This is a genomic window from Umezawaea sp. (assembly GCF_057122925.1).
Genome location: NZ_DBNGPQ010000110.1, coordinates 28,463 through 54,516, shown reverse-complemented (window position 1 = coordinate 54,516; position 26,054 = coordinate 28,463). Strand labels below are relative to the sequence as shown.

At 72.5% G+C, this 26,054-nt stretch carries 11 protein-coding genes and 1 pseudogene; 9 read left to right on the top strand and 3 right to left on the bottom strand.

Annotated features, from left to right (window positions below; genetic code table 11):
* Positions 1-3: 3 nt before the first annotated feature.
* Positions 4-1,053, bottom strand: coding sequence for a saccharopine dehydrogenase family protein (locus AC156L_RS25585; protein ID WP_330883315.1), 1,050 nt, complete (start codon positions 1,051-1,053; stop codon positions 4-6).
* Positions 1,054-1,124: 71 nt separating this feature from the next.
* Between AC156L_RS25585 and AC156L_RS25580 the strand changes: the two genes are divergently transcribed.
* Positions 1,125-2,075 carry a helix-turn-helix domain-containing protein gene (locus AC156L_RS25580; protein WP_330883313.1) on the top strand — a complete coding sequence of 317 codons (951 nt, stop codon included), beginning with the start codon at positions 1,125-1,127 and terminating at the stop codon, positions 2,073-2,075.
* 67 nt (positions 2,076-2,142) lie between these two features.
* Here AC156L_RS25580 and AC156L_RS25575 read toward each other — a convergent pair.
* Positions 2,143-2,697: pseudogene (locus tag AC156L_RS25575) on the bottom strand (TetR/AcrR family transcriptional regulator); the annotation flags it as partial.
* Between the two features lie 130 nt (positions 2,698-2,827).
* Here AC156L_RS25575 and AC156L_RS25570 point away from each other — a divergent pair.
* Both AC156L_RS25570 and AC156L_RS25565 read left to right on the top strand, forming a co-directional pair.
* The gene (locus tag AC156L_RS25570; RefSeq protein WP_330883311.1) at positions 2,828-3,712 is read left to right on the top strand and encodes an alpha/beta hydrolase family protein; all 885 of its coding nucleotides are present in this window, start codon (positions 2,828-2,830) and stop codon (positions 3,710-3,712) included.
* Between the two features lie 50 nt (positions 3,713-3,762).
* A complete protein-coding gene (locus tag AC156L_RS25565; RefSeq protein ID WP_330883309.1) occupies positions 3,763-4,611 on the top strand; it encodes an LLM class flavin-dependent oxidoreductase in 849 nt (282 codons plus the stop codon).
* Positions 4,612-4,678: 67 nt separating this feature from the next.
* Here AC156L_RS25565 and AC156L_RS25560 read toward each other — a convergent pair whose 3' ends face one another.
* Positions 4,679-6,271, bottom strand: a complete 1,593-nt coding sequence (locus AC156L_RS25560) for a tryptophan halogenase family protein (RefSeq protein ID WP_330883307.1) — start codon at positions 6,269-6,271, stop codon at positions 4,679-4,681.
* 352 nt (positions 6,272-6,623) lie between these two features.
* On the opposite strand from AC156L_RS25560, the gene sbnB reads away from it, so the two are divergent.
* The 6 genes from sbnB (at position 6,624) to AC156L_RS25530 (ending at position 26,049) form a co-directional block, all read left to right on the top strand.
* The gene (gene sbnB / locus AC156L_RS25555; RefSeq protein ID WP_330883305.1) at positions 6,624-7,655 is read left to right on the top strand and encodes a 2,3-diaminopropionate biosynthesis protein SbnB; all 1,032 of its coding nucleotides are present in this window, start codon (positions 6,624-6,626) and stop codon (positions 7,653-7,655) included.
* A 33-nt stretch (positions 7,656-7,688) separates the two neighbouring features.
* Positions 7,689-8,693, top strand: a complete 1,005-nt coding sequence (gene sbnA / locus AC156L_RS25550) for a 2,3-diaminopropionate biosynthesis protein SbnA (protein WP_330883303.1) — start codon at positions 7,689-7,691, stop codon at positions 8,691-8,693.
* Entirely contained in the window at positions 8,693-23,605 is a 14,913-nt protein-coding gene (locus tag AC156L_RS25545) for a non-ribosomal peptide synthetase (RefSeq protein WP_484407324.1), read from the top strand. Before sbnA ends, AC156L_RS25545 begins: the two co-directional genes overlap by 1 nt.
* Complete coding sequence (locus AC156L_RS25540) at positions 23,602-24,474, top strand: ABC transporter permease (RefSeq protein WP_330883299.1); 873 nt, start codon at positions 23,602-23,604, stop codon at positions 24,472-24,474. The genes AC156L_RS25545 and AC156L_RS25540 overlap by 4 nt, the downstream gene beginning before the upstream one ends.
* A gap of 24 nt (positions 24,475-24,498) precedes the next feature.
* A complete protein-coding gene (locus AC156L_RS25535) occupies positions 24,499-25,716 on the top strand; it encodes a cytochrome P450 (protein ID WP_330883297.1) in 1,218 nt (405 codons plus the stop codon).
* A 114-nt stretch (positions 25,717-25,830) separates the two neighbouring features.
* Positions 25,831-26,049 carry an MbtH family protein gene (locus AC156L_RS25530; RefSeq protein WP_330883295.1) on the top strand — a complete coding sequence of 73 codons (219 nt, stop codon included), beginning with the start codon at positions 25,831-25,833 and terminating at the stop codon, positions 26,047-26,049.
* Positions 26,050-26,054: the final 5 nt, after the last annotated feature.

Sequence of the window (26,054 nt, the reverse complement as noted above, 5' to 3'; positions counted from 1 at the left end):
CGGTCAGCTCGGGTCCAGGTCGACCTCCAGGTGCTCGGGGCTCAGCGAGAGCAGGAAGTCCCGCGCGTCGAACGCCTCGCCCGCCGCGAGGACCCCGGTCCTGCCCGGCGCGTCGAGCAGCCGCACGGCCGCCTCCACGACCAGCGGAGCGGTGACCGCGTAGATGTCCTGCCCGCGCGCCACCGCGCGCCTCGTCGAGCCCTCCCGCGACACCACGGCCTCGACGAGGAACGTCTGCGCGGAGCGGCCCCGGTCGTCGACGGCGGTCGGGGGCCTCGGATCGGCCGAGCGCAGGTCGTCCACGGCCGCGGCCGACAGGTACGTGCGCACCTCGGGGACCGCGAGGTGGCTGGGGATCGTGGCGCTGTCGGCCGTGGTGGACTCGGCGACCACGGACAGCGTCCCGACCGGGTCGGGGAAGGTCCACTCCGCGAGCGGTGCGGGACCGGTGCGCCTCCGGAACCGGTCGCCGGTGTAGACGATCCGGTCGCCGCCCCGGCGTCGCGCGGAGACCCGGCCGGTCGCCCTCGTGCCGGGGGTCGGGCGCCAGCAGCTCAGCGCGTAGGCGAGCGAGACCCGGTCCGCGGCGGGCCAGTCGCGCAGCGCGGCGGTGGCGAGCAGGTCGCCGAGACCGCCGAAGAACGCCATCGCCGGGACCACCGCGACACCCGCGTCGCGGGCGGGGGAGTCGTACCGGGCGATCACGTCCGCGACGGACTCGACCTCCGCGGTCACGTCCAGGTACGGCACGCGGGCGCGCAGGGCGGCGTCGAGCACGGGCGCGGCGGTGCCCGCGAAGGGCCCCGCGCAGTTGACCACGGCGTCCGCGCCCGCCAGGACGCGGTCGAGCGCCGCGGGGTGGTCCAGCGCCGCGGGTCGGACGACCGATCCGGGGAAGGCCCTGCCCAGGTCGTGCAGCCGGTCGGCGTCCCGGCCGGAGAGGATCGGGACCAGCCCGCGCCCGCTCAGCTCCGCGACGACGAACCGGCCGGTGTGCCCGTACGCGCCGATGACGGCGACGGTCCTGGTGGGTGTGGTGCTCCGCTCGGTCACGGTGATCAGCGTGGTCAGCGGGCCGGGCGGCCACAACCGTCCGCGGAGCCACGACCCGTACAGTTTCGGACATGCACTCGGTCGCCCTGGCGGTCACCGACGGGACACCGCTGTTCGAGCTGGCCGCGGCCTGCGAGGTGTTCGGCGTCGACCGCGACCTCGTCTCCCCGTGGTACGGGTTCACGGTCTGCGGGTCGGGCGGCGCCGAGGTCGGCGGCTGGCTGACGGCGGGCGTCCGGCACGGCCTGGACGTGCTCGCGACCGCGGACACCGTCGTCGTCCCGTCCCTCCGCGCGGCCGAGGACACCCCGCTGCCCGAACTGGTCGACGCCGTCCGGGCGGCCCACGACGCGGGCGCCCGCGTCGTCTCGCTGTGCACGGGGGCGTTCGTCCTCGCGGCGGCGGGCCTGCTGGACGGGCGGCGCGCCACGACGCACTGGGAGCACACGGCGCTGCTGGCGGAGCGGTACCCGCGGGTCCGGGTCGACCCGGACGTCCTCTACGTCGACGAGGGCTCGGTCCTGACCTCGGCGGGCAAGGCCGCCGGGATGGACCTGTGCCTGCACCTCGTGCGCACCGACCACGGCGCGGCCGTCGCCAACGCGCTGGCCCGCTGCCTCGTCGTGCCGCCGCACCGGCCCGGCGGGCAGGCGCAGTACGTGCCCGCGCCGGTGTCGCACGGCCGGGGCCACGCCCTCGCCGACCTGCTGCCGTGGATCACCGCCCGGCTCGACCAGCCGCTGACCGTCCGGGACCTGGCCCGCCAGGCGGGCATGAGCTCCCGCAACCTCGCGCGGCACTTCACCGCCGTCACCGGCTCCAGCCCGCTGCGGTGGCTGCTGGTCCAGCGGGCGCACCGCGCCCAGGAACTGCTGGAGACCACCGACGCCACGGTGGAGCTGATCGCGTCGCGGACCGGCATGGGGACGGCCACGACGCTGCGGCGGCACTTCGCCCGCCTGTTCGGGGTCTCGCCCGAGGCCTACCGCCGCACCTTCCGCGGCGGCGGCCTCCCGCGCTGACGGCTCTGCCGCGGTGACCGCCGCCCCCGCCGAGCCGTGCGGACCGCGGCCACCGCTGGTGCAGGAGCAGGCCGGTGAGCAGGAGGTCGACCAGGTGGCGGGCGTCGTGGCCGACGCCGACGCCGAGGTCGCCCACGCCGACCCCCAGTTCGAGGGCCGTGACGTCGGGGCGGACCTCGCCCGCACCGACGGCGGCGCAGCAGTGCGGCGCAGACGGGTTCCAGGCGGTCGAGGAAGTGGGCGTGCAGGGCCGCGAACGCGGTGTCGTCGGACCGCAGCGCCTCGGCGAGCCGTGCTCGGTGACGAGGAGGTCGACGAAGAGGTCGATCCAGCGCACCAGGGCGGCGTGCGGTGAGCCGACCGCCGCGAGCAGCGCCGGACCCGCCTCGGCGCAGGCGTCGACCTGGTGCCGGTGGACGCCGATGACGAGGTCGGCGCGCGTCGGGAAGTGCCGGTAGACCGTGGCGACGCCGACGTGCGCCCCGGCCGCGACGTCGCGCACCGGAGCGTCCACACCGGACGTGAGGAACGCCGCGGCGGCGGCTTCCAGGAGGGCCTGTTCGCGGCACCGGGCGTCGGCGCGCTTCCTGGGCACCGACGACCCCGGCTCGCTGCCGGCCACCGCGCTGTTGCCCCCGTCACCCTCCTTGATAACCGGAACACGGTTCCGTATGTTCTTAGTGGAACACGGCTCCGTTTAGCCAGGATGGCGGAACGGGACGTCCGTGACCACCACCTCCGAGGAGATCCCCATGACCCACCCCGTCCACTCGGTGCGCCCGGTGGTGCTGCCCACCCCCGGCCGCGGCGACGACCTGCTGGTGCGGGTGTCCGCCCCGACCACCGGCGACGCCCTGCCCGTCATCGTCTTCTCGCACGGGTTCGGCAGTTCGCTGGACGGCTACGCCCCGCTGGTCGACCACTGGGCCGCCCGCGGCTTCGTGGTGCTCCAGCCCACCCACCTCGACTCGCGGAGGCTGGGCCTCACGCCCGACGACCCCCGCTACCCGGAGATCTGGCGCATCCGGGTCGAGGACCTGAGCACGGTCGTCGACCGGCTGGCCGTCCTCGAAGCCGCCCTGCCGGGCCTCGCGGGCCGCGTCGACCACGGCCGGCTCGCCGTCGCGGGCCACTCCTGGGGCGCCCAGACCGCGAGCGTGCTGCTCGGCGCGCGGGTCCTCGACGCCGACGGTCACCCCGGCGAGGACGCGACCGACCCGCGCGTCAAGGCGGGCGTGCTGCTCGCCGTGCCCGGCGCGGGCGGTGCCGACCTGACGCCGTTCGCGGTCGAGAACCTGCCCTTCATGAACCCCGGCTTCGCGGAGATGGCCACGCCCGCCCTCGTCGTCGCGGGGGACCGGGACCAGTCGGCGCTGTCGGTCAGGGGACCGGACTGGTTCACCGACGCCTACGCGCTGAGCCCCGGACCCAAGAGCCTGCTCACCGTGCACGGCGCGGAGCACTCGCTGGGCGGGATCTCCGGGTACGACGCCGCGGAGACGACGGACGAGAGCCCCGAGCGGGTCGCCCTCGTCCAGCGCGCCACCACGGACTTCCTCCGCCACGCGCTGCGCGTCGGGGACACCGCGTGGCCCGGCGCGAGCGCGGAACCCCTGGGCCGCCTCGAATCCAAGTGACGCGCGCCCCGGAGCACCGGGAAGGACCACGCGTGCCGAGCTTCGGCATCATGACGGCCCCTGTGCGGGTCGACTACCACGACGTCCTGCGGGTCTGGCGGGAAGCCGACGCCATCCCCGAGATCGAGCACGCGTGGCTGTTCGACCACCTCATGCCGATCGGCGGCAGCCCGCTCGGGCCCGCCTACGAGGGCTGGACCCCGCTCGCGGCGCTCGCCGCCCAGACCCGGCGGCTGCGGGTCGGGTTGTTGGTGACCAGCAACAGGTTCCGGCCACCGGCGGTGCTGGCCAAGATCGCCGCGACGGTCGACGTCGTGTCCGGTGGGCGGCTGGACCTCGGCATCGGCGCGGGGTCGCGGCCCGACCACCCGCTGGCCCGGCGCGAGTACGAGGCGCACGGCCTGCCGCTCCACGACTTCGCCCACTCGGTGGAGAGCCTCGCCGAGGCGTGCACCGTGATCCGGCGGCTGTGGACGGAGACCGAGCCGTTCGACTTCGACGGCGCGCACGTCCAGCTCTCCGGCGCGTTCGGCAACCGCAAGCCGGTGCAGCGCCCCCACCCGCCGATCCTGATCGGCGGGCGCTCGTCCAGGACGCTGCGCGTGGTCGCCGAGCACGCCGACGTGCGGAACATCGCGGGCGGCGACATCGACGACGTCGTGCGCCGGAGTGCCCTGCTGGACCGCTGCTGCGCCGAGATCGGCCGCGACCCCGCGTCGATCACCCGCTCGATCCACCTGCCCGTCTCCTGCGAGCGGCCGGGGGACACGCGCGCCGCGATCGGCGACGCGGTCGCCGCGGGCTTCGGGCACGTCGTCCTCGGCCTGTCGTCGCCCTGCCCCGCGACCGCGGCGCGGTGGGTCGCCGACGAACTCGTCGTCCCGTCGGCGGTGCCCTGACGGGTGGCGGACGCGCGGGAACGCCGGAACGGGTCGGGGGCCCGTTCCGGCGTCCTGGTCGCCCGGACTACTTGCCGTGCAACTGCTTCAGGTAGTCGTAGGTCGTCGGCAGCGTCTTGAGCAGCTCGGCCTGCTTGCGCTTGATGTCCGCGAACACGTGCTCCGCGGAGTCGAGCATGGACGGGTGGTGCGTCAGCTTCGTCAGCGTCTGCTGCGGGTCGAAGCCGAGACCGGTGAACACGCAGTAGTAGCTCGCGTTCGTCCAGAAGTTGCGGAACTCCGCGTCGAAGTTCGCGTAGTAGGTGTTCTCGTCGGTGACCGGCATGTTGATCGCCAGCCCCGCCTTGTACATCCGGATCTTCTCCTTGATGTCGTCCGCGAGCACCAGGTCCTTGCAGGCGCGCCAGAACTCGGTGTCGTTGCGCGCGGCCAGGCTGAAGTGCGCCTGGAGGAAGTCGCGCGAGTCGTCGAACATCGTGTTGATCTCGGTGTTGAACCGGTCGGCGAAGATCGGGTCGAAGTTCTTGTCCGGGAAGTGCTTCGCCAGCTGGTAGAGCGCGGCGGTGATGAAGTAGATGCCGGTGGACTCCAGCGGCTCCAGGAAGCACGACGACAGGCCGATCGCGGCCACGTTGCGGACCCAGGTGCGGCGGTTGCGGCCGACGCGGAACTTGATGTGGTTGAGCTTCTGCTCGCTGGGGTCGAGGCCCCACATCTCGCAGAACTCCTGCGTCGCCGCGTCCTGCGTGGTGAACCGGCTGGAGTAGACGTGGCCGGTGCCGAAGCGGCCCAGCATCGGGATCTTCCACGTCCAGCCGTTGGTCATGGCGATCGAGCCGGTGAACGGCTCCACGCCGTTCTTCTCGTCGTCGTGCGGGACCTGCGTCGCGACCGCGCGGTCGTTGAGCAGGTGGTCGCTCATGTCCAGGAACGGCTCGCGCATCACGCCGTTGATCAGCAGCGCGCGGAAGCCCGAGCAGTCGACGAAGAAGTCGCCCTCGATCTTGCGGCCGCCCTTGGTGTTCAGCGCGGTCACGTGGCCGCGGGTGTCCACGTCGGCGTCGATGAACTCGTCCTGGATGTGGATCGCGCCCTGCTTGTTGGTCGCGAAGCGGCGCAGGAAGTCGGCCACCAGCGCGGCGTCGAAGTGCCACGCGTAGTTCGTCCACTTGGTGCCGTCGGAGTGGCGCGGCGCCAGCTTCGCGTCCAGGATCGGGGGCTCGCGGTAGCAGGCGTAGTCGAACGCCTCGGTGGTCTGGCCGGTGAGGCGCTTGTGCGACCAGTACGCCGACAGCGGCTCGTTCTCGTGGTTCGGCAGCAGGCCGAACAGGTGGTAGTAGTGGTCGGTCGTGTCGCGGTAGGGCCGGGGGTTGGCGTCACCCCTGCCGCCGGTGCGCCAGTTGGTGAACTTGATGCCCATCTTGAAGCTGGCGTTGCACTCCCGCATCCACTCCTCCTCGGAGAGGCCGAGGAAGTCGAAGAACACCTTGTGCAGGTTCGGGACGGTCGCCTCGCCGACACCGATCCGGGGGACCGTCGGCGCCTCCAGCACGGTGATCTTCACCGCGGGGCCCAGGGCCCGGCCGAGGTACGACGCGGTCATCCAGCCCGCCGTGCCGCCGCCCAGGACGACGACGTTCTTGATCCTGCGATCTTCCATCGAAGACGATCCTTTCTGTCTCAACACGACAAAAGTCGCGGAATTAGAATTGTTGATGGGGGCGCGACGGTGCTTCCAAGAATTGCGCGCTCGGCTTGAGGAAGACCATATGCACGGCTCGGTGACCCTGTCAATGTTCCGTCCGTGTTGCGGGCAGTTGGCCGATGCGGTTCTATACATCTTCTCTGGAAGTTTCTATATATTTTCTCCAGAAGCCGACTTGAGTGCCCATAGCCGCAGGTGAAGGGCTCCGTCAGTCCTGCGTCAGTGCCTCGTCAGCCCTGGTCGACATCCTATTGACCAGGTCGCCTCGGCATCCTGCCGTGGTTAGCGCAGAGGAGCGTGGGTACACATGTCGGATTCGAGTCCGACCTTCACGGTGATTTCCGGCGCACAGGTTCACGAGGTTTTGCGGGATCGTGACAAGCACCTCTTGGATTTGGTCGAGGCGGCCTACCGGCTGCACGGTTCGGGCGACACCGTGAACCCGCCCTCGTATTTCCTCCGGTTCCCGGAGGACCCCTCGTCGCGGATCATCGCGCTGCCCGCCTCGATCGGCGGCGACATCGGCGTGCACGGGGTCAAGTGGATCTCCAGCTTCCCGGCGAACGTCCAGCGCGGCATCCCGCGCGCGTCGGCCGTGCTGATCCTCAACGACCAGGAGACCGGCTACCCGATCGCCTGCCTGGAGAGCTCCATCATCAGCGCGGTCCGCACGGCCGCCTCGGCCGCGCTCGCCGCCGACTGGCTGACCCGCGACCGCGTCCGGCCCGCGAAGGTCGGCTTCATCGGCACCGGGCTGATCGCCCGCTACATCCACACCTACCTCACCGGCACCGGCTGGTCGTTCGACGAGGTCGGCATCTTCGACCTCAGCGCCGAGCACGCCGCCGGGTTCCAGGGGTACGTCGAGTCCACCGGTGACGGCGCCGTGGTCGTCCACGAGTCGGCCGAGGACCTGATCAAGGCCTGCGACCTCGTCGTGTTCGCCACGGTCGCGGGCGAGCCGCACATCACCGACCCGACGTGGTTCGAGCACAACCCCCTGGTGCTGCACGTGTCGCTGCGCGACCTGTCGCCCGAGGTGGTGCTGTCCGGCACCAACGTGGTCGACGACGTCGAGCACTGCCTCAAGGCCAACACGTCGGTGCACCTGGCCGAGCAGGCCGAGGGCAACCGCGAGTTCCTGTCCGGCACGTTGTTCGACGTGATGACCGGGGCGGTCGAGCTGCCCGCGGACAAGCCGGTGTTCTTCTCGCCGTTCGGCCTCGGCGTGCTGGACCTGGCCGTCGGCAAGTTCGTCTACGACGAGGTCGGTCGCGCGGGTGACCTGGCTCCCGTGGAGGACTTCTTCTTTGACCTCAATCGCTACGGGAAGCGATGAGTCGCTGCTGGTCGATCTCGTAGGAGTCGGTTCATGCCAGTCATATCCACGCCGCAAGAGTTCAACGTGGACGATCTGTACGTCGACCTCAGGACGCTGTCCGGGCACCCGTTGTACCTCAAGTGCGAGGGCTTCAACTTCGCCGGGTCCATCAAGCTCAAGGCCGCCACCGAGATGGTCGCCACCGCCGTGCGCACCGGCGTGCTCCGACCGGGCGACACGCTGGTCGAGAGCTCGTCGGGCAACCTCGGCGTCGCGCTCAGCCTGGTGGCCGCGAGCCAGGGCTACGGTTTCCTGTGCGTCACGGACACGCGGTGCACGCTCGGCGCGCGGCAGCTGATGCAGTCGCTCGGCACGCAGGTGCACGTCGTCACCGAGCCGCACCCCGAGGAGGGGCTGCTCGGCGCGCGCATCCGCTACGTCGAGCGGATGCGCCGCGAGCGGGGCTACGTCTGGCTCAACCAGTACGCCAACCCCGGCAACGCGATGGCGCACTACCTCACCACCGGGCCGGAGATCCTCAAGAGCTTCCCCGAGGTCGAGGTGCTGTTCATCGGCGCGGGCAGCACGGGCACGCTCATGGGCTGCTCGCGCTACTTCCGCGAGAACCGCCCGTCGGTGCGGATCGTCGCCATCGACAGCGTCGGCTCCGTGACCTTCGGGACCCCGGCCCAGCCGCGGATGCTGCCCGGCCTCGGCACGAGCGTCCGGCCGCCGCTGCTCGACGAGTCCATCGTGGACGAGGTCGTGCACGTCGCCGAGATCGACACCGTGCGGGCGTGCCGGACGCTGGTGCGCCACGGCTTCCTGTTCGGCGGATCGACCGGCACGGTCATCAGCGGCGCGATGGACTGGCTCGCCCGCAACGCACCCGGCGACGACCTGTCGGCCGTCGCCATCTCGCCCGACCTCGGCGACCGGTACCTGGACACCATCTACCACGACCAGTGGATCGCCGACATCTACGGCGCCGAAGTGCTGGCGGAGAACGGTTCCCGGCTCCCGGCGCCCCCGACGGCCACCACGAGGAGCACCTGATGACCGCAGCGGCGAGCTTGCCACTGTCCGCCGGTCAGGCGGAGATCTGGTTCGACGAGAAGTTCCACGGACGCGGGGTCGCGTACAACTCCGCGGGCTACCTGGACATCCGGGGTCCGCTGGACGCGCCCGCGTTCCGCGCGGCCGTGCGGCGGCTGATCGTCGAGGCCGAGTGCGCCCGCACCCGCTACGTCGAGGTGGACGGCGAACCGCGCCAGGTCGTCGAGCCGATGGCCGAGGTGCCCATCGCGGAGCTGCGGCTGGACGAGGCCGAGGCCGTCGAGTGGATGGCGGCCGACCTGGCCACGCCGTTCACGCTGGACGACTTCCCGATGTTCCGGATCGCGGTCGTGGAGCTGGCCCCGGACCGGCACTTCTTCTACATGTGCATCCACCACCTGCTGTGCGACGGGTACAGCCAGGTCGTGTACTGGCGCAGGCTCGCCGAGCTCTACCAGGCGCTGGTGGAGGGCCGGTCGACCGCCGAGGGGACGCTGCCGCCGCTCAAGGAGCTGCTGGACGCGGAGAAGGCCTACACCGACTCGGTGTGGTTCCAGCGCGACCGCGACTTCTGGGCCGCCCGCTTCGACCAGGTGCCGGACCTGCCGAGCCTGTCGCAGCGCGAGCAGACCGCCACCGCCGTGCGCGGCTTCCTCCGCCGCACGACCGCGGTCCCCGCCGGGACGGCCGCCGCGCTGCGCGAGCTGGCGTCGAAGTCCGCGTCGACCTGGCCCGCCGTGGTCCTGTCCGCGGTCGGCGTCTACACCCAGCGGATGACCGGCGTCGGCGACGTGCTGCTCACGCTGCCCGCCACCGCCCGCATGGGTGCCACGATGCGCGCGATCCCCGGCATGATCGCGAACTACCTGCCGCTGCGCGTCCAGGTCCGCCCGGACGCGACGAAGGCCGAGCTGCTCAAGCGGACCTCGCGCGAACTGGCCCAGGTGCTCAAGCACCAGCGGTACCGGGTCAGCCGCATCCGCCGGGAGATGGGTCTGTCCTCGGAGGACCGCCGCCCGTTCGGGCCGTTCGTCAACATCCTGCCGCAGCAGACGACGTTCGCGCTCGGCGCGTGCGACGTCGAGGTCAACAACCTGTCGACCGGGCTCATCGAAGACCTGATGATCACCGTCGTGGACGCGCCCGACGGCGGCGCCGAGATCCACGTCAACGGCAACCCCGAGCTGTACACCGCGCAGGAGGTCGAGGACCACCTGCACCGGTTCGCCGAGTTCCTGGTCACCTTCGCCACCGTCGCCGACGACGTGCCGCTGGGCCGCGTCGACGTGGTCAGCGCGACCGAGCGCGCGGGCTGGCTGGACGAGGGCACCGGCGCGTTCACCGAGGGCGCGGACGCCGACGTCGTGGAGACCGTGCGCGCGCTGGCCGCCCGCTACCCCGACGCGGTCGCGATCGTCGAGGACGACGTCAGCACCACCTACGGCTCGCTCGTCGGCCGCGCCAGCGCGCTGTCCCGCCGCGTGCCCGCGGCGCTGGTCGGCGTCCTGGGCGCCCCCGGCACCGGGTTCGTCTCCGCCGTGCTCGGCGTGATCGGCGCGGGCGGCGCCTACGTGCCGCTGGACACGCGCGCCCCGGTGCGGCGCAGCGCCGACCTGCTGACCGACAACGGGATCCGCCACCTCGTGGTCGACGCCGCGCACCGCGCGCTCGCCGAGGAGATCACCCGCGCGGCCGGTCACGCCGTGGACGTCGTCGTGCTGGACGACGCCGAGGACGCGCTCGACGCGCTCGCGCCCGCGGTGGGCCTGCCGGACGACCTGGCCTACGTGATCTTCACGTCCGGCTCGACCGGCAAGCCCAAGGGCGCGATGGTGCACCGGCGCGGCATGGTGAACCACCTGCTCGCCAAGGTCGACGACCTCGCCCTCACGGCGGCGGACTCCCTGGTGCAGAACGCCCCGCTCACGTTCGACATCTCCGTGTGGCAGATGCTGGCGCCGCTGGTGGTCGGCGGCCGGGTGCGCGTGGTGACGCGCGAGACCGCGGCCGACCCGGACGCGCTGTTCGGCCTGGTGGCCGAGGAGTCCGTGACGGTGCTGGAGGTCGTCCCGTCGCTGCTGCGCGCCGCGCTGGACGCGTGGGACGTCGTCGGCGACCGGCCGCGGCTGCCCTCGCTGCGCCGCCTGGTGGTCACGGGCGAGGCGCTGCCGCCGGACCTGTGCCTGCGCTGGTTCGCCCGGTTCCCGACGATCCCGCTGGTGAACGCCTACGGGCCCACCGAGTGCTCCGACGACGTCACGCACGCGACGATCACCGTGGACGACGCCGTCGCGACCGCGCGCGTGCCCATCGGGCGCGCGGTGCGGGGCACGCGGCTGTACGTGCTGGGCGACGACCTCGGGCCCGTGCCGCCCGGCGTCCCCGGCGAGCTCTACGTGGGCGGTCTCGGGGTGGGGCGCGGCTACCTGCGCGACCCGGCCAGGACGTCGACCACGTTCGTGCCCGATCCCTTCGCGGGCACCGGTCTCCGGATGTACCGCACCGGGGACCGGGTGGTCCGCAGGGAGGACGGGCAGTTGGAGTTCGTGGAACGCCGCGACCACCAGGTGAAGGTGCGCGGCCACCGGATCGAGCTGGGAGAGGTCGAGGCGGCGCTGCGCGCCCTGCCGCACGTCGGCGACGCGGCCGTCGCGGTCGTGACCGACCCGGTCGGCAGCAAGCGGCTCATCGGCTACCTGGTCTCCGACAACGGGACCCCGGTCGACACCGACGACGTGCGCGCCCGGCTCACGGGCGTGCTGCCGGAGTACATGGTGCCCTCCACGCTGCTCGTGCTGGACGCGATGCCGCTGACCCCGCACGGCAAGGTGGACCGCAAGGCCCTGCCGGAGCCGGACTTCTCCGCGGGCCCGCGCGGTCGCACCGCCCGCAGCTCCGAGGAACGGGTGCTGTGCGAGGTCATGGCCGAGGTCCTCGGCCTGCCCGAGGTCGGCGTGGAGGACAGCTTCTTCGCGCTCGGCGGCGACAGCATCAGCTCCATCCAGGTCGTCAGCCGCGCCCGCCGCGCCGGTCTGCTGATCACCTCGCGGGACGTGCTGCGCCACCGGTCCCCGTCCGCCATCGCGACGATCGCCCGTCCGGTCGGCGCCCAGGTGGTCGCGGTCGCCGACGGCGTCGGCGAGGTCGAGCTGACCCCGATCGCGCACCAGCTGCGCGAGGACCTGGAGTCGCTGACCGACCGCACCCGCCAGTACAGCCAGTACGTCGTGGTGCGGGTGCCCGCGAACCGCGAGGTGCTCACCACCGCGCTCCAGGCCGTCGTGGACCACCACGACGTGCTGCGGGCGAAGCTCTCCGTGCCGGTGGACGGCCTGTGGTCCCTGGAGACCCTGCCGGTCGGCTCGGTGACCGTGGAGATCGCCGAGGCGTCCGACGTGGACAGCGCCGTCGCCGCCGCCAGGCAGGGCCTCGCGCCCGAGGAGGGCCGGGTCGTGCGGGCCGCGCTGGTCGGCGACCGGCTGGTCCTGGTCGTGCACCACCTCGTGGTCGACGGCGTCTCGTGGCGCATCATCGTGCCCGACCTCCAGGCGGCCACCGACGCCGTCACCGCGGGCCGCCCGGTCGCGCTCGACCCGGTCGGCACGTCCTACCGCCGCTGGTCGAAGGCGCTGTCGGAGAACGCCCGCGCCGCGGCCCGCACCCGCGAGCTGCCGCTGTGGACCGCCCAGGTCAAGCCGGTCGACCCGCCGCTGGGCGCGCGTCCGCTCGACCCGGAGCTGGACACCTACGGCACGGCGCGGTCGCTGCGCCTGGTGCTGCCCACCGCGACGACCACCGCGCTGCTGACCACCGTGCCCACCGCGTTCCACGGCGAGATCAACGACGTGCTGCTCGCGGGACTCGCCCTGGCCGTGGCGCGCTGGCGGCGCACGCGGCTGGGAGCGGACGACTCCGGCGTGCTGGTCGAGGTCGAGGGCCACGGCCGCGAGCAGGTCGCCGACGACCTGGACCTCTCCCGCACGGTCGGCTGGTTCACCAGCGTGTTCCCGCTGCGCGTCGACCCCGGTGACGCCACCGGGGGAGCGGCGGTCAAGCGCGTCAAGGAGCAGCTCCGCGCCCTGCCGGACCGCGGTCTCGGCTTCGGCCTGCTGCGCCACCTCAACCCGCAGACCGTCGGCGCGCTCGCCCGCTTCGGCGTGCCGCAGATCGGCTTCAACTACCTGGGCCGGTTCGCCGCGGGAGGCACGTCGGCGCAGTGGTCGCTCGACGGCGGCGAGTCCGTCGTCGGCACGGGCGTCAGCCCGGACATGCCGCTGCGGCACGTCCTCGCGGTCACCCCCGTCACCGAGGACCGCCCCGAGGGCCCGCGCCTGGTCGCCGACTGGCTGTGGGCGGGAGACCTGCTCGCCGAGTCCGATGTGGACGAGATCGCGCGGTCGTGGTTCGAGGTGCTGGAGTCGTTCGTCGGCGCCACCGGCGGGCACAGCCCGTCGGACTTCCCGCTCGTCTCGCTCACCGAGGCCGAGGTCGAGGACTTCGAGAGCGCGGGCGGCGTGGACGACGTGCTGCCGCTCTCGGCGTTGCAGAAGGGCCTGCTCTTCCAGGCCGAGTACGACAAGCAGGGCAGCGACGTCTACACCCTCCAGGCGGTCGTGGACGTGGAGGGCCCGCTGGACGTGGCCGCGTTCCGCGCCGCCGCCGAGGCGCTGGTGCGGCGGCACCCGGCCCTCCGCGCGTCCTTCCGGTCGCGCCCGGCGGGCGACGCCGTGCAGGTCATCCGGTCGTCGGTGACGCTGCCCTGGCAGGAGGTCGACCTCACCGGCATGGCCGACGAGGACGCCGTCGCCGAGCTGGCGCGGCTGACCGACGCCGACTGGGCGAGCCGGTTCGACATGACCGAGCCGCCGCTGGTGCGGTTCACCGCCGTGCGCGTGGGCACCGAGCGGTTCCGCCTGCTCTGGGCGGTGCACCACATCCTGGTCGACGGCTGGTCGATGCCGATCTTCGCCCGCGAGCTGTTCACGCTGTGCGCCAACGGCGCCGACACCGCGGCGCTCCCGCCCGTCCCGCCCTACCGCGACTACCTGGCCTGGCTGGGCGCGCAGGACGTCGACGCCGCCCGCGCCGCCTGGTCGGCCGCGTTCGACGGCTTCGCCGAGGCCGCCAAGCTCGGTCCGGCCGACCGCGAGCGCGTGTCCGACGTGCCGGAGTCGTTCGTCGTCGACCTGCCCGAGGACGTCACCCACCGGCTGTCGTCGTGGGCGAGGGCCCGCGGGTTGACGCTGAACACGGTCATGCAGGGCTGCTGGGCCGTGCTGCTCGGACGGCTCACCGGCAAGCGCGACGTGGCGTTCGGCGCGGTCAGCTCCGGCCGTCCCGCCGAACTGCCCGGCATGGAGTCGATGGTCGGCCTGTTCCTCAACACGCTGCCGGTGCGGGTGGCGCTCGACCCGACGGCGTCGCTGGCCGACCTGCTGGCGAAGCTCCAGGAGGACCAGTTCGACCTGGCCCCGCACCACCACCTCGGCCTGGCCGAGGTGCAGCAGCTGGTCGGGATCGGCGAGCTGTTCGACACCGTCGTCAGCTTCCACAACTACCCGCACGACGTGGACGACCTGAGCGACCTGATCCCCGGCGTCCGCGTCCTGGGAGCCGACGGCCGGTTGGTCGCCGAGTACCCGTTCGGGCTGATGGTCTACCCCGGCAAGCGCTTGCGGCTGCTCGCGCAGTACCGCTCCGACTCGTTCGACCAGCCCACCGTGGAATCCATCGTGGACCGGTTCCGGCGCCTGCTGACCTCGCTGGTGACCGAGCCGGACGTGCCGCTCGCGCGGCTCGACCTGCTGGCCGCCGACGAGCGCGCGCTGATCCTGGGCGAGTGGGCGGGCGCGCCCGCGCCGATCGCGCCGCAGGTCGTGCCCGAGGTGTTCGAGGCCCGCGCCTGCGCCGCACCGAACGCGGTCGCGGCCGTGTTCGAGGGGACGAGCCTGTCCTACGCCGGGCTGAACACCCGCGCGAACCAGCTCGCCCGGCTGCTCATCGGCCGGGGCGTCGGACCGGAGCACGTGGTGGCGCTGGCCATGCCGCGCTCGCTGGAGGCGCTCGTGGCCGTGCTCGCGGTGCTCAAGGCAGGCGCGGCGTACCTGCCGATCGACGCCAAGTACCCGGCCGACCGCGTCGACTACATGGTCGCCGACGCGAACCCGTCGGTGCTGCTGTCCACCACGGCGGTGGCCGACGGACTGACGGTGACCGGCGCGCCGGTGCTCGCGATCGACGCCCCCGACCTGGTCGCGGAGCTGGACGCGCTGCCGTCGCACGACGTGACGGACCCGGAGCGGCGGGAACCGCTGAGCCAGGGCCACCCGGCGTACGTCATCTACACCTCCGGCTCGACCGGCAGGCCCAAGGGCGTCGTGGTCGACCACCGCGGGTTCGTCGCGATGGCGGCGAGCCTGATCGAGAAGTTCGAGATCACGCCGGACACCAACGTCCTCCAGTTCGCCTCCTACAGCTTCGACGCCACCGTCTGGGAGTTCGCGCTCCCGCTGCTGGCAGGCGGCACGGTCGTGGTGGCGGGCGACGAGGCCCGCGCGCCCGGTCAGCCGCTGGTCGACCTGATCACCGACAACGGCGTCACGCTGGCCGCGCTGCCGCCGGTCGTCGCGGGCGGTCTGGCCGAGGGCACGGTGCTGCCCGACGACCTGGTGATCGTGGTCGCGGGCGAGGCCTGCCCGCCGGAGGTCGTGGCCCGCTGGTCGGCCACGCACCGGATGTTCAACGGCTACGGCCCGACCGAGTCCGTGATCGCCGCGACCGTCGGCGGCCCGCTCTCGGGCGGGGGACGGCCGCCGATCGGCACGCCGACCTCGGCGCACCGCGTGTACGTGCTGGACTCCGTGCTCCAGCCCGTTCCCGCGGGTGTGGTCGGCGACCTGTACGTCAGCGGCGGCCTGGCCCGCGGCTACCTCAACCGGCCGGGGCTCACGGGCGAGCGGTTCGTCGCCGACCCGTTCTCCGGCCACGGCGAACGCATGTACCGCACCGGCGACCTGGTGCGCTGGCACGCCGACGGGCAGCTCGACTACGTCGGCCGCGCCGACGACCAGGTCCAGCTGCGCGGGTTCCGCATCGAGCTGGGCGAGATCGAGTCGGCGCTGGTGTCGCACGGCGCGGTCGCGCAGGCCGTCGCGGTCGTCCGCGAGGACCCGACCGGTGACAAGCGCCTGGTCGCCTACGTCGTGGTGGACGAGGGCACGACCGTGCCCGTCGGCCTGCGCGAGCTGCTGGTCGAGTCGCTGCCGGAGTACATGGTCCCGTCCGCGATCGTGGTGCTGGAGCAGATCCCGCTGACCCCGCAGGGCAAGGTGGACCGCAGGGCGCTGCCCGAGCCCGACTTCGCGGGCCAGGGCCGTGGCCGCGGCCCGCGAACGCCGGTCGAGGACATCCTCTGCGGCATCTTCGCCGACGTGCTCGACCTGCCGCAGGTCGGCATCGACGACGACTTCTTCGCGCTGGGCGGGCACTCCCTGCTCGCCACCCGCGTGATCAGCCGCGCCCGCGCCGCGCTCGGCGTGGAGCTGCCGATCCGCGCGCTGTTCGAGACCCGCACGGTGGCCGGTGTCGCCGAGCAGGTGCACAGCGTCGCGGGCGTCGGACGTCCCGCGCTGGTTCCGGCCGAGCGGTCCGAGGACGGCGTGGTGCCGCTGTCGTTCGCGCAGCAGCGCCTGTGGTTCCTCGACCGCTTGGAGGAGGGCTCCAGCGGCACCTACAACGTGCCGCTGGCCGTGCGCCTGGTCGGCGACCTGGACGTGGACGCCCTGCGCCTCGCGCTGCACGACCTGGTGGTGCGCCACGAGATCCTGCGCTCGGTGTTCCCCGACGTGGAGGGCGAGCCGTTCCAGCGGGTGCTGGACGCCCCGGAGGGCTACCCGGAGCTGCCGCTCAAGCGGCTGTCCGAGGCGAAGCTGCCGGACGCGATGACGGCGGAGGCCGACCTGGCGTTCGACCTCGCGGTGGAACCCGTGCTGCGGTCGCGGCTGTTCTCCGTCTCGCCGACGGAGCACGTGCTGCTGCTGGTGATCCACCACATCGCGTTCGACGGCTGGTCGATCGCGCCGCTGGTCGGCGACCTCGGCACGGCCTACCAGGCCCGCAGCACCGGCCAGGCGCCCGAGTGGGAGCCGCTGCCCGTGCAGTACGCGGACTACGCGGTGTGGCAGAAGGAGCTCCTCGGCAGCGACGACGACCCGGACAGCCTGCTGGCCCACCAGCTCGCGTACTGGACCGGCGCGCTGGCCGACCTGCCGGAGGAGCTGGAGCTTCCGACCGACTTCCCGCGCCCCGCCGTCAGCTCCTACGACGGCGACGAGCTGGAGTTCGCCGTCGACCCCGAGCTGTACCGGGCGCTGGTGGCGCTGGCGCGCGACTCCGGGGCGAGCATCTTCATGCTCTTCCAGGCCGCGCTGTCCGCCCTGCTCACGAAGTTGGGCGCGGGCACGGACATCCCGCTCGGCAGCCCCACCGCGGGCCGCGCCGACGAGGAGCTGGGCGAGCTGGTCGGGTTCTTCGTCAACACGCTGGTCATGCGCACCGACACCAGCGGCGACCCGACGTTCCGCGACCTGGTGCACCGCGTCCGCGACACGAACCTGGCCGCCTACCAGCACCAGGACGTGCCGTTCGAGCACCTCGTGGACGCGCTGAACCCGGTGCGCTCGCTCAACCGGCAGCCGCTGTTCCAGGTCATGCTCACCCTCCAGACCAGTGAGGACGCGCCGCTGCTGCTGCCCGGCCTGACCGGCCGGGTCGAGCCGGTGCGGTCGCTGCGGTCGAAGTTCGACCTGACCGTTCTGCTGGAGGAGCAGTACGCCGACGGCCTGCCCGCCGGGATGCGCGGGGTCGTCGAGTACAGCACCGACCTGTTCACCAGGGCGTCGGCGGAGCGGGTGGCGCGGCGGCTGGTCGCGTTCCTGCGGACCGTCGTCGCCGACCCGAACACGCGGCTGAGCCGGGTGGACGTGCTGGAGGACGGCGAGCACGCCGAGCTGCTGGCCATCGGCACCGGCGACGTGAAGCCCGAGGTGTACGAGGGCGTGGTGGAACGGGTGCGCGGGTTCGCACTGTCCACTCCGGACGCCGTCGCCGTCGTGGACGACCACGCTCGGGTGACCTACGCCGAACTGGTCGGCCGGGCGAGCGCGCTGTCCCGCCGGGTCCCCGGCTCCGACCTGTCGGCCGTCCTGGCCTCGCCGGGCATCGGGTTCGTCACCGCCGTGCTCGGCGTGCTGGGCGCGGGCGGCGGCTACGTGCCGCTGGACGTGGCCGCGCCGGTGGCGCGGATCGCCGCGCTGCTGACCGACAGCGGCGCCACGCGCCTGGTCGTGGACGACGCGCACCGCGAACTGGCCGCGGAGATCGCGGACGCGGCCGGGGTCGAGGTGGTCGTGCTCGACGACGCCGTGGACACCGAGCTGGCCCCCGCTCTCGGCGCGCCGGACGACCTGGCGTACGTGATCTTCACGTCCGGGTCGACCGGCAAGCCCAAGGGCGCGATGGTGCACCGCGCGGGCATGGTCAACCACCTGCTGTGCAAGGTGGAGGACCTGGAGGTGACCGCCGCGGACAAGCTGGTGCACAACGCGCCGGTCACGTTCGACATCTCCGTCTGGCAGATGCTCACGACCCTGCTCGTCGGCGGCACCACCCGTGTCGTCGGCCGCGACACGGCCGTGGACCCCGACCTGCTGTTCGCCACGATCCCCACCGAGGGCGTGACGGTCCTGGAGGTCGTGCCGTCGCTGCTGCGCGCGGCGCTGGACTCCTGGGACGTCACCGGCGAGGCGCCGGAACTGCCCGGCCTCAAGTGGCTGGTCGTCACGGGCGAGGCGCTGCCGCCCGACCTGTGCGGCCGGTGGTTCCAGCGGTTCCCGGACATCGCGCTGGTCAACGCCTACGGGCCCACCGAGTGCTCGGACGACGTCACGCACGCGGTGATCACCAAGGACGACGAGCTGGGCGGGGCACGCGTGCCGATCGGCCGGCCCGTGCGCAACACCCGGCTGTACGTGCTCGGTGACGACCTCCGTCCCGTGCCCGCCGGTGTGGCCGGTGAGCTGTACGTCGGCGGCGCGGGCGTCGGCCGCGGCTACCTGGGCGACCGCACCAAGACCGCGCTGGCGTTCACCGCCGACCCGTTCGGCGAGCCCGGCGCGCGGATGTACCGCACGGGCGACCGCGTGGTGCTGCGCCCCGACGGCCAGCTGGAGTTCCTGGAGCGCCGCGACCACCAGGTCAAGATCCGCGGGCACCGCATCGAGCTGGGCGAGGTCGAGGCCGCGCTGCGGTCGGCCGACGTCGTCGGCGACGCGGCGGTCGCGGTCAGCTCCGACCAGGGCGGCCACCAGCGGCTCGTCGGGTACGTCGTCCCGGCTCCCGGTGACGACGGCCTCGACCTCGCCGTGGTGCGCAAGCACCTCGCCGGGTCGCTGCCGGAGTACATGGTGCCGTCCGCGCTGGTCGTGCTCGACGTCCTGCCGCTGACCCCCAACGGCAAGGTGGACCGCAAGGCGCTGCCCGCCGCGGACTTCGCGGCCCAGCCGCGGGCCGTGCGCGGACCGCGCACCCCGGTCGAGGAGATCCTCTGCGGCGTGTTCGCCGAGGTGCTCGGCGCCACCGAGGTCGGTGTGGAGGACGACTTCTTCGACCTGGGCGGGCACTCGCTGCTCGCCACGCGGGTCGTCAGCCGCGTCCGGACCGTCCTGGACGTCGAACTCCCCGTGCGGGCGCTGTTCGAGGCCCGCACGGTCGCCGGGCTGGCGAAGCTGGTCGAGGGCGCCGAGGGCGCCCGGCCCGCGCTCGTGGCCAGGGAGCGCGACGGCGACGAAGGTCTGCCGCTGTCCTACGCCCAGCGCCGCCTGTGGTTCCTCAACCGGATGGAGGAGGAGTCCACCGGCACCTACAACATCCCCCTCGCGGTCCGGCTGACCGGGGACCTGGACGTGGGGGCGCTGACCGCCGCGCTCGGCGACGTGGTGGCGCGCAACGAGATCCTGCGCACGGTGTTCCCGGACGTCGACGGTGTGCCCTACCAGGAGGTGCTGGCCCAGGCCCCCACCGAGCTGGCCGTGCGCCGCGTGGCCGAGGCCGACCTGTTCGACACCGTGGCCGCCGAGGTCGACAGCGGCTTCGACCTCGGTTCGGACACCGCGATGCGGGCGCACCTGTTCGTGCTCGACGAGCGCGACCACGTGCTGCTGCTGGTGTTCCACCACATCGCGTTCGACGGCTGGTCGACCGCGCCGCTGGCCCGCGACCTGGCCACCGCGTACGAGGCCCGCCACGCGGGCCGGGCCCCGCAGTGGGCGCCGCTCGTGGCGCAGTACGCCGACTACGCGGTGTGGCAGCGCGAGTGGCTCGGCTCGGAGACCGACCCGGACAGCGTGCTGTCCGCGCAGCTGGCCTACTGGACCGACGCGCTCGCCGGGCTGCCCGAGGAGCTGGAGCTGCCGACGGACTTCCCCCGTCCGGCGATCAGCAGCTACGACGGCGACGTGCGCCAGTTCGCGGTCCCCGCGGACCTGCACGCCGGCGTGGTGGCACTGGCGCGCGAGACCGGCGCCAGCGTGTTCATGGTCGTGCAGGCCGCGGTCTCGGCGCTGCTCACCAAGCTGGGCGCGGGCACGGACATCCCGCTGGGCAGCCCGATCGCGGGCCGCACCGACGAGGCGCTGCACGACCTGATCGGCTTCTTCGTCAACACCCTGGTGCTGCGCACGGACACGGCGGGCGACCCGACGTTCCGCCAGCTGCTGCACCGCGTCCGGGAGGCCGACCTCGGGGCGTACGCGCACCAGGACCTGCCGTTCGAGGCGCTGGTGGAGGCGGTCAACCCGACCCGGTCGCTGTCGCGGCACCCGCTGTTCCAGGTGATGCTGTCGTTCCAGAACAACGACGAGCCCGCCGACGCGATGCCGGGGCTGGAGAGCGGCGTCGTGCCGATGAAGGCGACGCGCTCCAAGTTCGACCTGGAGTTCGAGCTGGTCGAGCAGCACGACGACGGCACGCCCTCGGGCATGGACGGCGTGCTGGCCTACCGCACCGACCTGTTCACCGCGCACACCGTGGACGAGATCGGCGAACGCCTGGTGCGCCTGCTGCGCGCCGTCGTGACGAACCCGGACGCCGCGCTGAGCGAGGTGGACGTGCTCAGCGTCGCCGAGCGGCACCGCATCCTGGTGGAGTGGAACGACACCGGCCGCGCGCTCAGCGCGTTCGTGCTGCCGGACCTGATCTCCACCACGGCGACGGGCACGCCGAACGCCACCGCGGTCGTCGCGGGCGACGTGGCGCTGACCTACCGGCAGCTCACCGCGCGGGCCAACCGGCTGGCGCGCGAGCTGATCGCCAGGGGAGCGGGACCGGAGCGGGTCGTCGCCATCGCGCTGACACGGGGCGCCGACCTGATCGTGGCGGCGCTCGCGGTCCTCAAGTCCGGCGCCGCGTACCTGCCGATCGACCTGGACCACCCGGCCGACCGGGTGCGGTTCATGCTCGACGACGCCGAGCCGGTGCTGGTGATCACCGACGAGACCGCGGCCGACCGGGTCCCCGAGCTGGCGGGCACGCCGAGCTTCGTGCTCGGCGGCGCTGAGGCCGAGCGGGCGCTGCGCAAGCGCGGCGGTGCGGTCGACGTGACCGACGCCGACCGGAGCGAGGTCCTGGCGCCCACGCACCCCGCGTACGTCATGTACACCTCGGGCTCCACGGGCAGGCCGAAGGGCGTCGTCGTCCCGCACGGCGCGCTGGCCAACCTGATCACGGACATGTGCGGCAGGCTGTCGATGACGAAGGCCGACCGGCTGCTCGCGGTCACCACGTTCGGCTTCGACATCTCCAACCTGGAGATCTTCGTGCCGCTGGTGGCGGGCGCGAAGCTGATCGTCGCCGACCGCGACACCGTGCGGGACCCGATCGCGCTGGGCGAGCTGATGGTGTCCAGCCGCACGTCGGTCATGCAGGCCACGCCGAGCCTGTGGCAGGCGCTGGTGGGCACCACGCCGGAGTCGCTGCGGCGGGTCCGGGTCGTCATCACCGGCGGCGAGGCGCTCAGCGAGTCGCTGGCCGACGCGCTGCGGGCCGCGGCGCACGAGGTGCGCAACATGTACGGGCCGACCGAGACCACCATCTGGTCCACCGTCTCCAACGTGGACCAGGCCGGGACCGGCACGCCGACGATCGGCAGGCCCATCAGCAACACCAGCGTGTACGTGCTGGACGGCGCCCTGTGCCCGGTGCCGCCGAACGTGCCCGGCGAGCTGTACATCGCCGGTGACGGGCTGGCGCGCGGGTACCTCAACCGCACCGACCTGACGTCCGAGCGGTTCCTGGCGAACCCGTTCGGCGAGCCGGGCTCCCGGATGTACCGCACGGGCGACGTGGTCCGCTGGGACCGCCACGGCGAGATCGAGTTCCTGGGCCGCAAGGACCACCAGGTCAAGGTGCGCGGCCACCGGATCGAGCTGGGCGAGATCGAGGCCGCGCTGCGGGCCGAGGAGGCCGTGGTCGACGCCGTGGTCACCGTCGGCACGGACGCGGGCGGGCACAAGCGGCTCGTCGGGTACCTGCTGGTACCGGGCAGCGGCGAGCCGCTCGCGGACGGCGGCGGGATCGACACGGCCGAGGTCAAGAGGTCGCTCGGCGTCGCGCTGCCGGAGTACATGGTGCCCGCCGCGCTGGTCGTGCTGCCCGCGTTCCCGCTGACCCCCAACGGGAAGGTGGACCGCAAGGCGCTGCCGGAACCGGACTTCGGCGCCCGGACGCCGACCCGCGAGCCGGAGTCGGCCGCGGAGCACCTGCTGGTCGAGGTGTTCGGCGACGTGCTCGGCGTCGACGGCGTCCGCATCGACGACGACTTCTTCGAGCTGGGCGGGCACTCGCTGCTCGCGACCGGTGTCGTCAGCCGGGCCCGCAAGGCCGGTCTGCGGCTCACCATCGCGGACGTGTTCGTGCACAAGACCGTGCGGGCGCTCGCGGCGGCGGCCCAGGTCGAGCCGGACCCGGACGCCGCGTCCGGTGCGGCCTCGATGGCCCGCGCGCTGCACGAGATCGAGGAGCTGGACCAGGAGGACCCGTTCGCCACCGTCCTGCCGATCAGGCCGACCGGTGACCGCACGCCGTTCTTCTTCATCCACAGCGGGTTGGGCTCAGCCCTGCCGTACGTGGGGCTGGCCGGGCACGTCGACGAGCGGCACCCGATCTACGGCGTCCAGTCGCCGAGCGTCGGGCGGATGGCCCCGCTGCCGACGTCGATGGAGGAGGTGGCCGAGCTGTACGTCGGCCACATCAAGGAGGTGCGCCCCGAGGGGCCGTACAACCTGCTCGGCTGGTCGTTCGGCGGTGTGCTGGCGCAGGAGATCGCGGTCCGGCTCCAGGCCGCGGGCGACACCGTCGAGATGCTGGTCAACCTCGACGGCTACCCGCACCGGCCCGGCCACGACGACGAGGACGTGGACGACCGCGAGCAGCTGGTGCGGGTCATGGAGGTCATCGGCCACGACCGGGCCGAGTTCGACGGCCGTGAGCTGACCGCTCGGGACGTGGTCGAGGTGCTCCGCCGCGACCGCAACCCCCTGGCGGAGCTGGGGGAGGAGCGGCTGCTCGCGATGCTGGCCGTGGTGCGCAACCACGCGAAGCTCGTCGAGCGCTTCACCCCCTCGCGCTACACCGGTGCGATGCGGCTGTTCGCGGCCGTGGAGGACCTGACCGAGGCCGAGGTCGGCGAACTGGCCGCCGCCTGGGCACCCCACGTCGACGGGCCGGTCGAGCTGCACCCCGTCCACTGTGGACACGAGTACATGATGCACCCCGAACCGCAGGCGCTGATCGGCGCGGCTGTCGCGGCGGACCTCCGCCGGGTGCTCGAATCCGAGATCGGAGATGGGGAATCGTGAGCACCACGGCCGTCGTCGGCGACGACAACCAGCAGCTGGAACCCGAACGCGGCGAACCGGTGCGGCCCTCCAGGCCCGCCGGACCGCTGGCGACGCTCACCGAGGTGCTCGCCATCGGCGGGCGCCGGATGCGCCGCCTCAAGCGCAACCCCGGCAGGCTCGTCGGCATCACCCTCAACCCGCTGGTCACGATGATCGCCCTGGGCTACCTGTTCCAGAGCGCCATCGAGATCCCCGGCAGCAACAACTACATGGAGTTCATCTTCGCCGGTGTCGCGGCGCAGGTCGGGCTGGCCAGCATCGGCCCGACCGCCGTCGCGGTGTGCCTCGACCTCCAGGGCGGGCTGATCGACCGGTTCCGGTCGCTGCCGATCTCCCGGTCGGCGGTGCTGGTCGGGCACACGCTGGCCGACCTGGTGATCACCATGATCGGCCTGGTGATCGTGGTCGCGGCGGGCTTCCTGTTCGGCTGGCGCACGCACAACGACCCCCTGTCCGTGCTCGCCGGGTTCGCGCTGCTCGCGGTGTTCATGTACACGATGCTCTGGGTCGGCGTGCTGCTCGGCATGGTGTCGAAGAACGTGGAGACCATCGAGTCGGTCTCCGGCATCGTCGCCGTCGTCTTCTCCTTCATGTCCAACGGCTTCCTGTCCGTGGACAAGCTGCCCGGCTGGATCCGCCCGATCGCCGAGTGGAACCCGGTCAGCGCCGTCATCACCGCCCTGCGGCACCTGTGGGGCAACCCCGTCACGGTGTCGCCGAGCTTCCCGTCCGAGCACCCGGCGGCCGTCATCGCCATCTCGCTCGGCCTGCTGTTCCTGGTGACCACCGTGCTCAGCGTCCGCCGCTACCGCACCGCCTCCGCGTGACCCCCCTGCTGAAGGACTGAAGAGATGACCGCACCCGAGCGGACCGTCGACGCCACGTCACTCGACCTGGCCGACCCGCAGACCTACGTCGACCACGACCCGGTCTGGCTGTGGCGGGAGATCCGCGAACGCAGCCCGATGCACTGGAACGAGCCGAAGAACGGCGTGCCCGGCTTCTGGGCCGTCACCCGCTACGCCGACGTCGTCTCGGTGTACAAGGACACGAAGAACTTCACCTCCGAACGCGGCAACGTGCTGTCCACGCTGCTCCAGGGCCACGACTCCGCGGCGGGCAAGATGCTCGCCGTCACCGACGGCGCGCACCACCGGGCCGTGCGGAACCTGATGCTCAAGTCGTTCTCGCCCCGGCTGCTCGACCACGTGGCCGAGCTGGTCCGGCAGCGCACCCGCGACCTGTTCGCCGGTGTCGTCGGCACGGGCCGGTTCGACTTCGCCTCCGACGTCGCCGACAACATCCCCATCAACACCATCGGCGACCTGATGGACGTGCCCCAGGCCGACCGGCAGCAGCTCGTGGAGTGGAACAACAAGACCCTCGCGCGGCACAGCTCCGAGGACGGCGAGATGGAGGAGTGGCTGGCGCGCAACGAGATCCTGATGTACTTCGGGAGCCTCGCCGAGCAGCGCCGCCGCAACCCCGGCGACGACGTCGTGTCCGCGCTGGCCACCGGCCTGGTCGAGGGCAAGCCGCTGCCCGACGACGAGATCGTCTTCAACTGCTACAGCCTCATCCTCGGCGCCGACGAGTCCAGCCGCATGTCCTCCATCGGCGCGATCCGGGCGCTCGCCGAGAACCCCGAGCAGTGGCGGGCGCTCAAGGACGGCGACGTGAGCATCGAGAGCGCCACCGAGGAGGTGCTGCGCTGGACCACTCCCGCCATGCACTTCGGCAGGCGCGCGGTCGCCGACGTGGAGATCGGCGGCGCGACGATCCGCGAGGGCGACGTCGTCACGCTGTGGAACAGCTCCGCGAACTTCGACGAGGCCGTGTTCCCCGGCGCGGAGCGGTTCGACCTGGCCCGCACGCCGAACAAGCACCTGGCGTTCGGGTTCGGCCCGCACTTCTGCCTCGGCGCGTTCCTCGGCCGGGCGCACGTCGGCGCGGTGCTGGGCTGTTTGCGCGACACCGTGTCGGACATCCGGCTGCCCGCCGAACCGACGCGCCTGTACTCCAACTTCGTCTACGGCTACAGCTCCTTGCCCGTCGAGTTGGTCCCGTAGTGCTCTGGTCCGCGCGCCGCCGTGGATCAGGAATCCGTCAGTGCCCGGTCAGCGCCCCCGGACAGCATTGGCCGAGGGGCACCGAGGAAGTTTCGAGCCAACGGGAGTGCCGAAGTGACGAACCCCTTTGACGACCAGAACGGGTCGTTCCTGGTCCTGGTCAACGACGAAGGCCAGCACTGCGTGTGGCCCTCGTTCGCCGTGGTGCCCCCCGGTTGGACCGTGGCGCTCGGTGCGGGAACCAGAGAAGCGGCCCTGTCCTACATCGAGGAGAACTGGACGGACATGCGTCCCAGGAGCCTCCGCGACCAGTCCGCCACCCGCGCGGGCTGACCCGG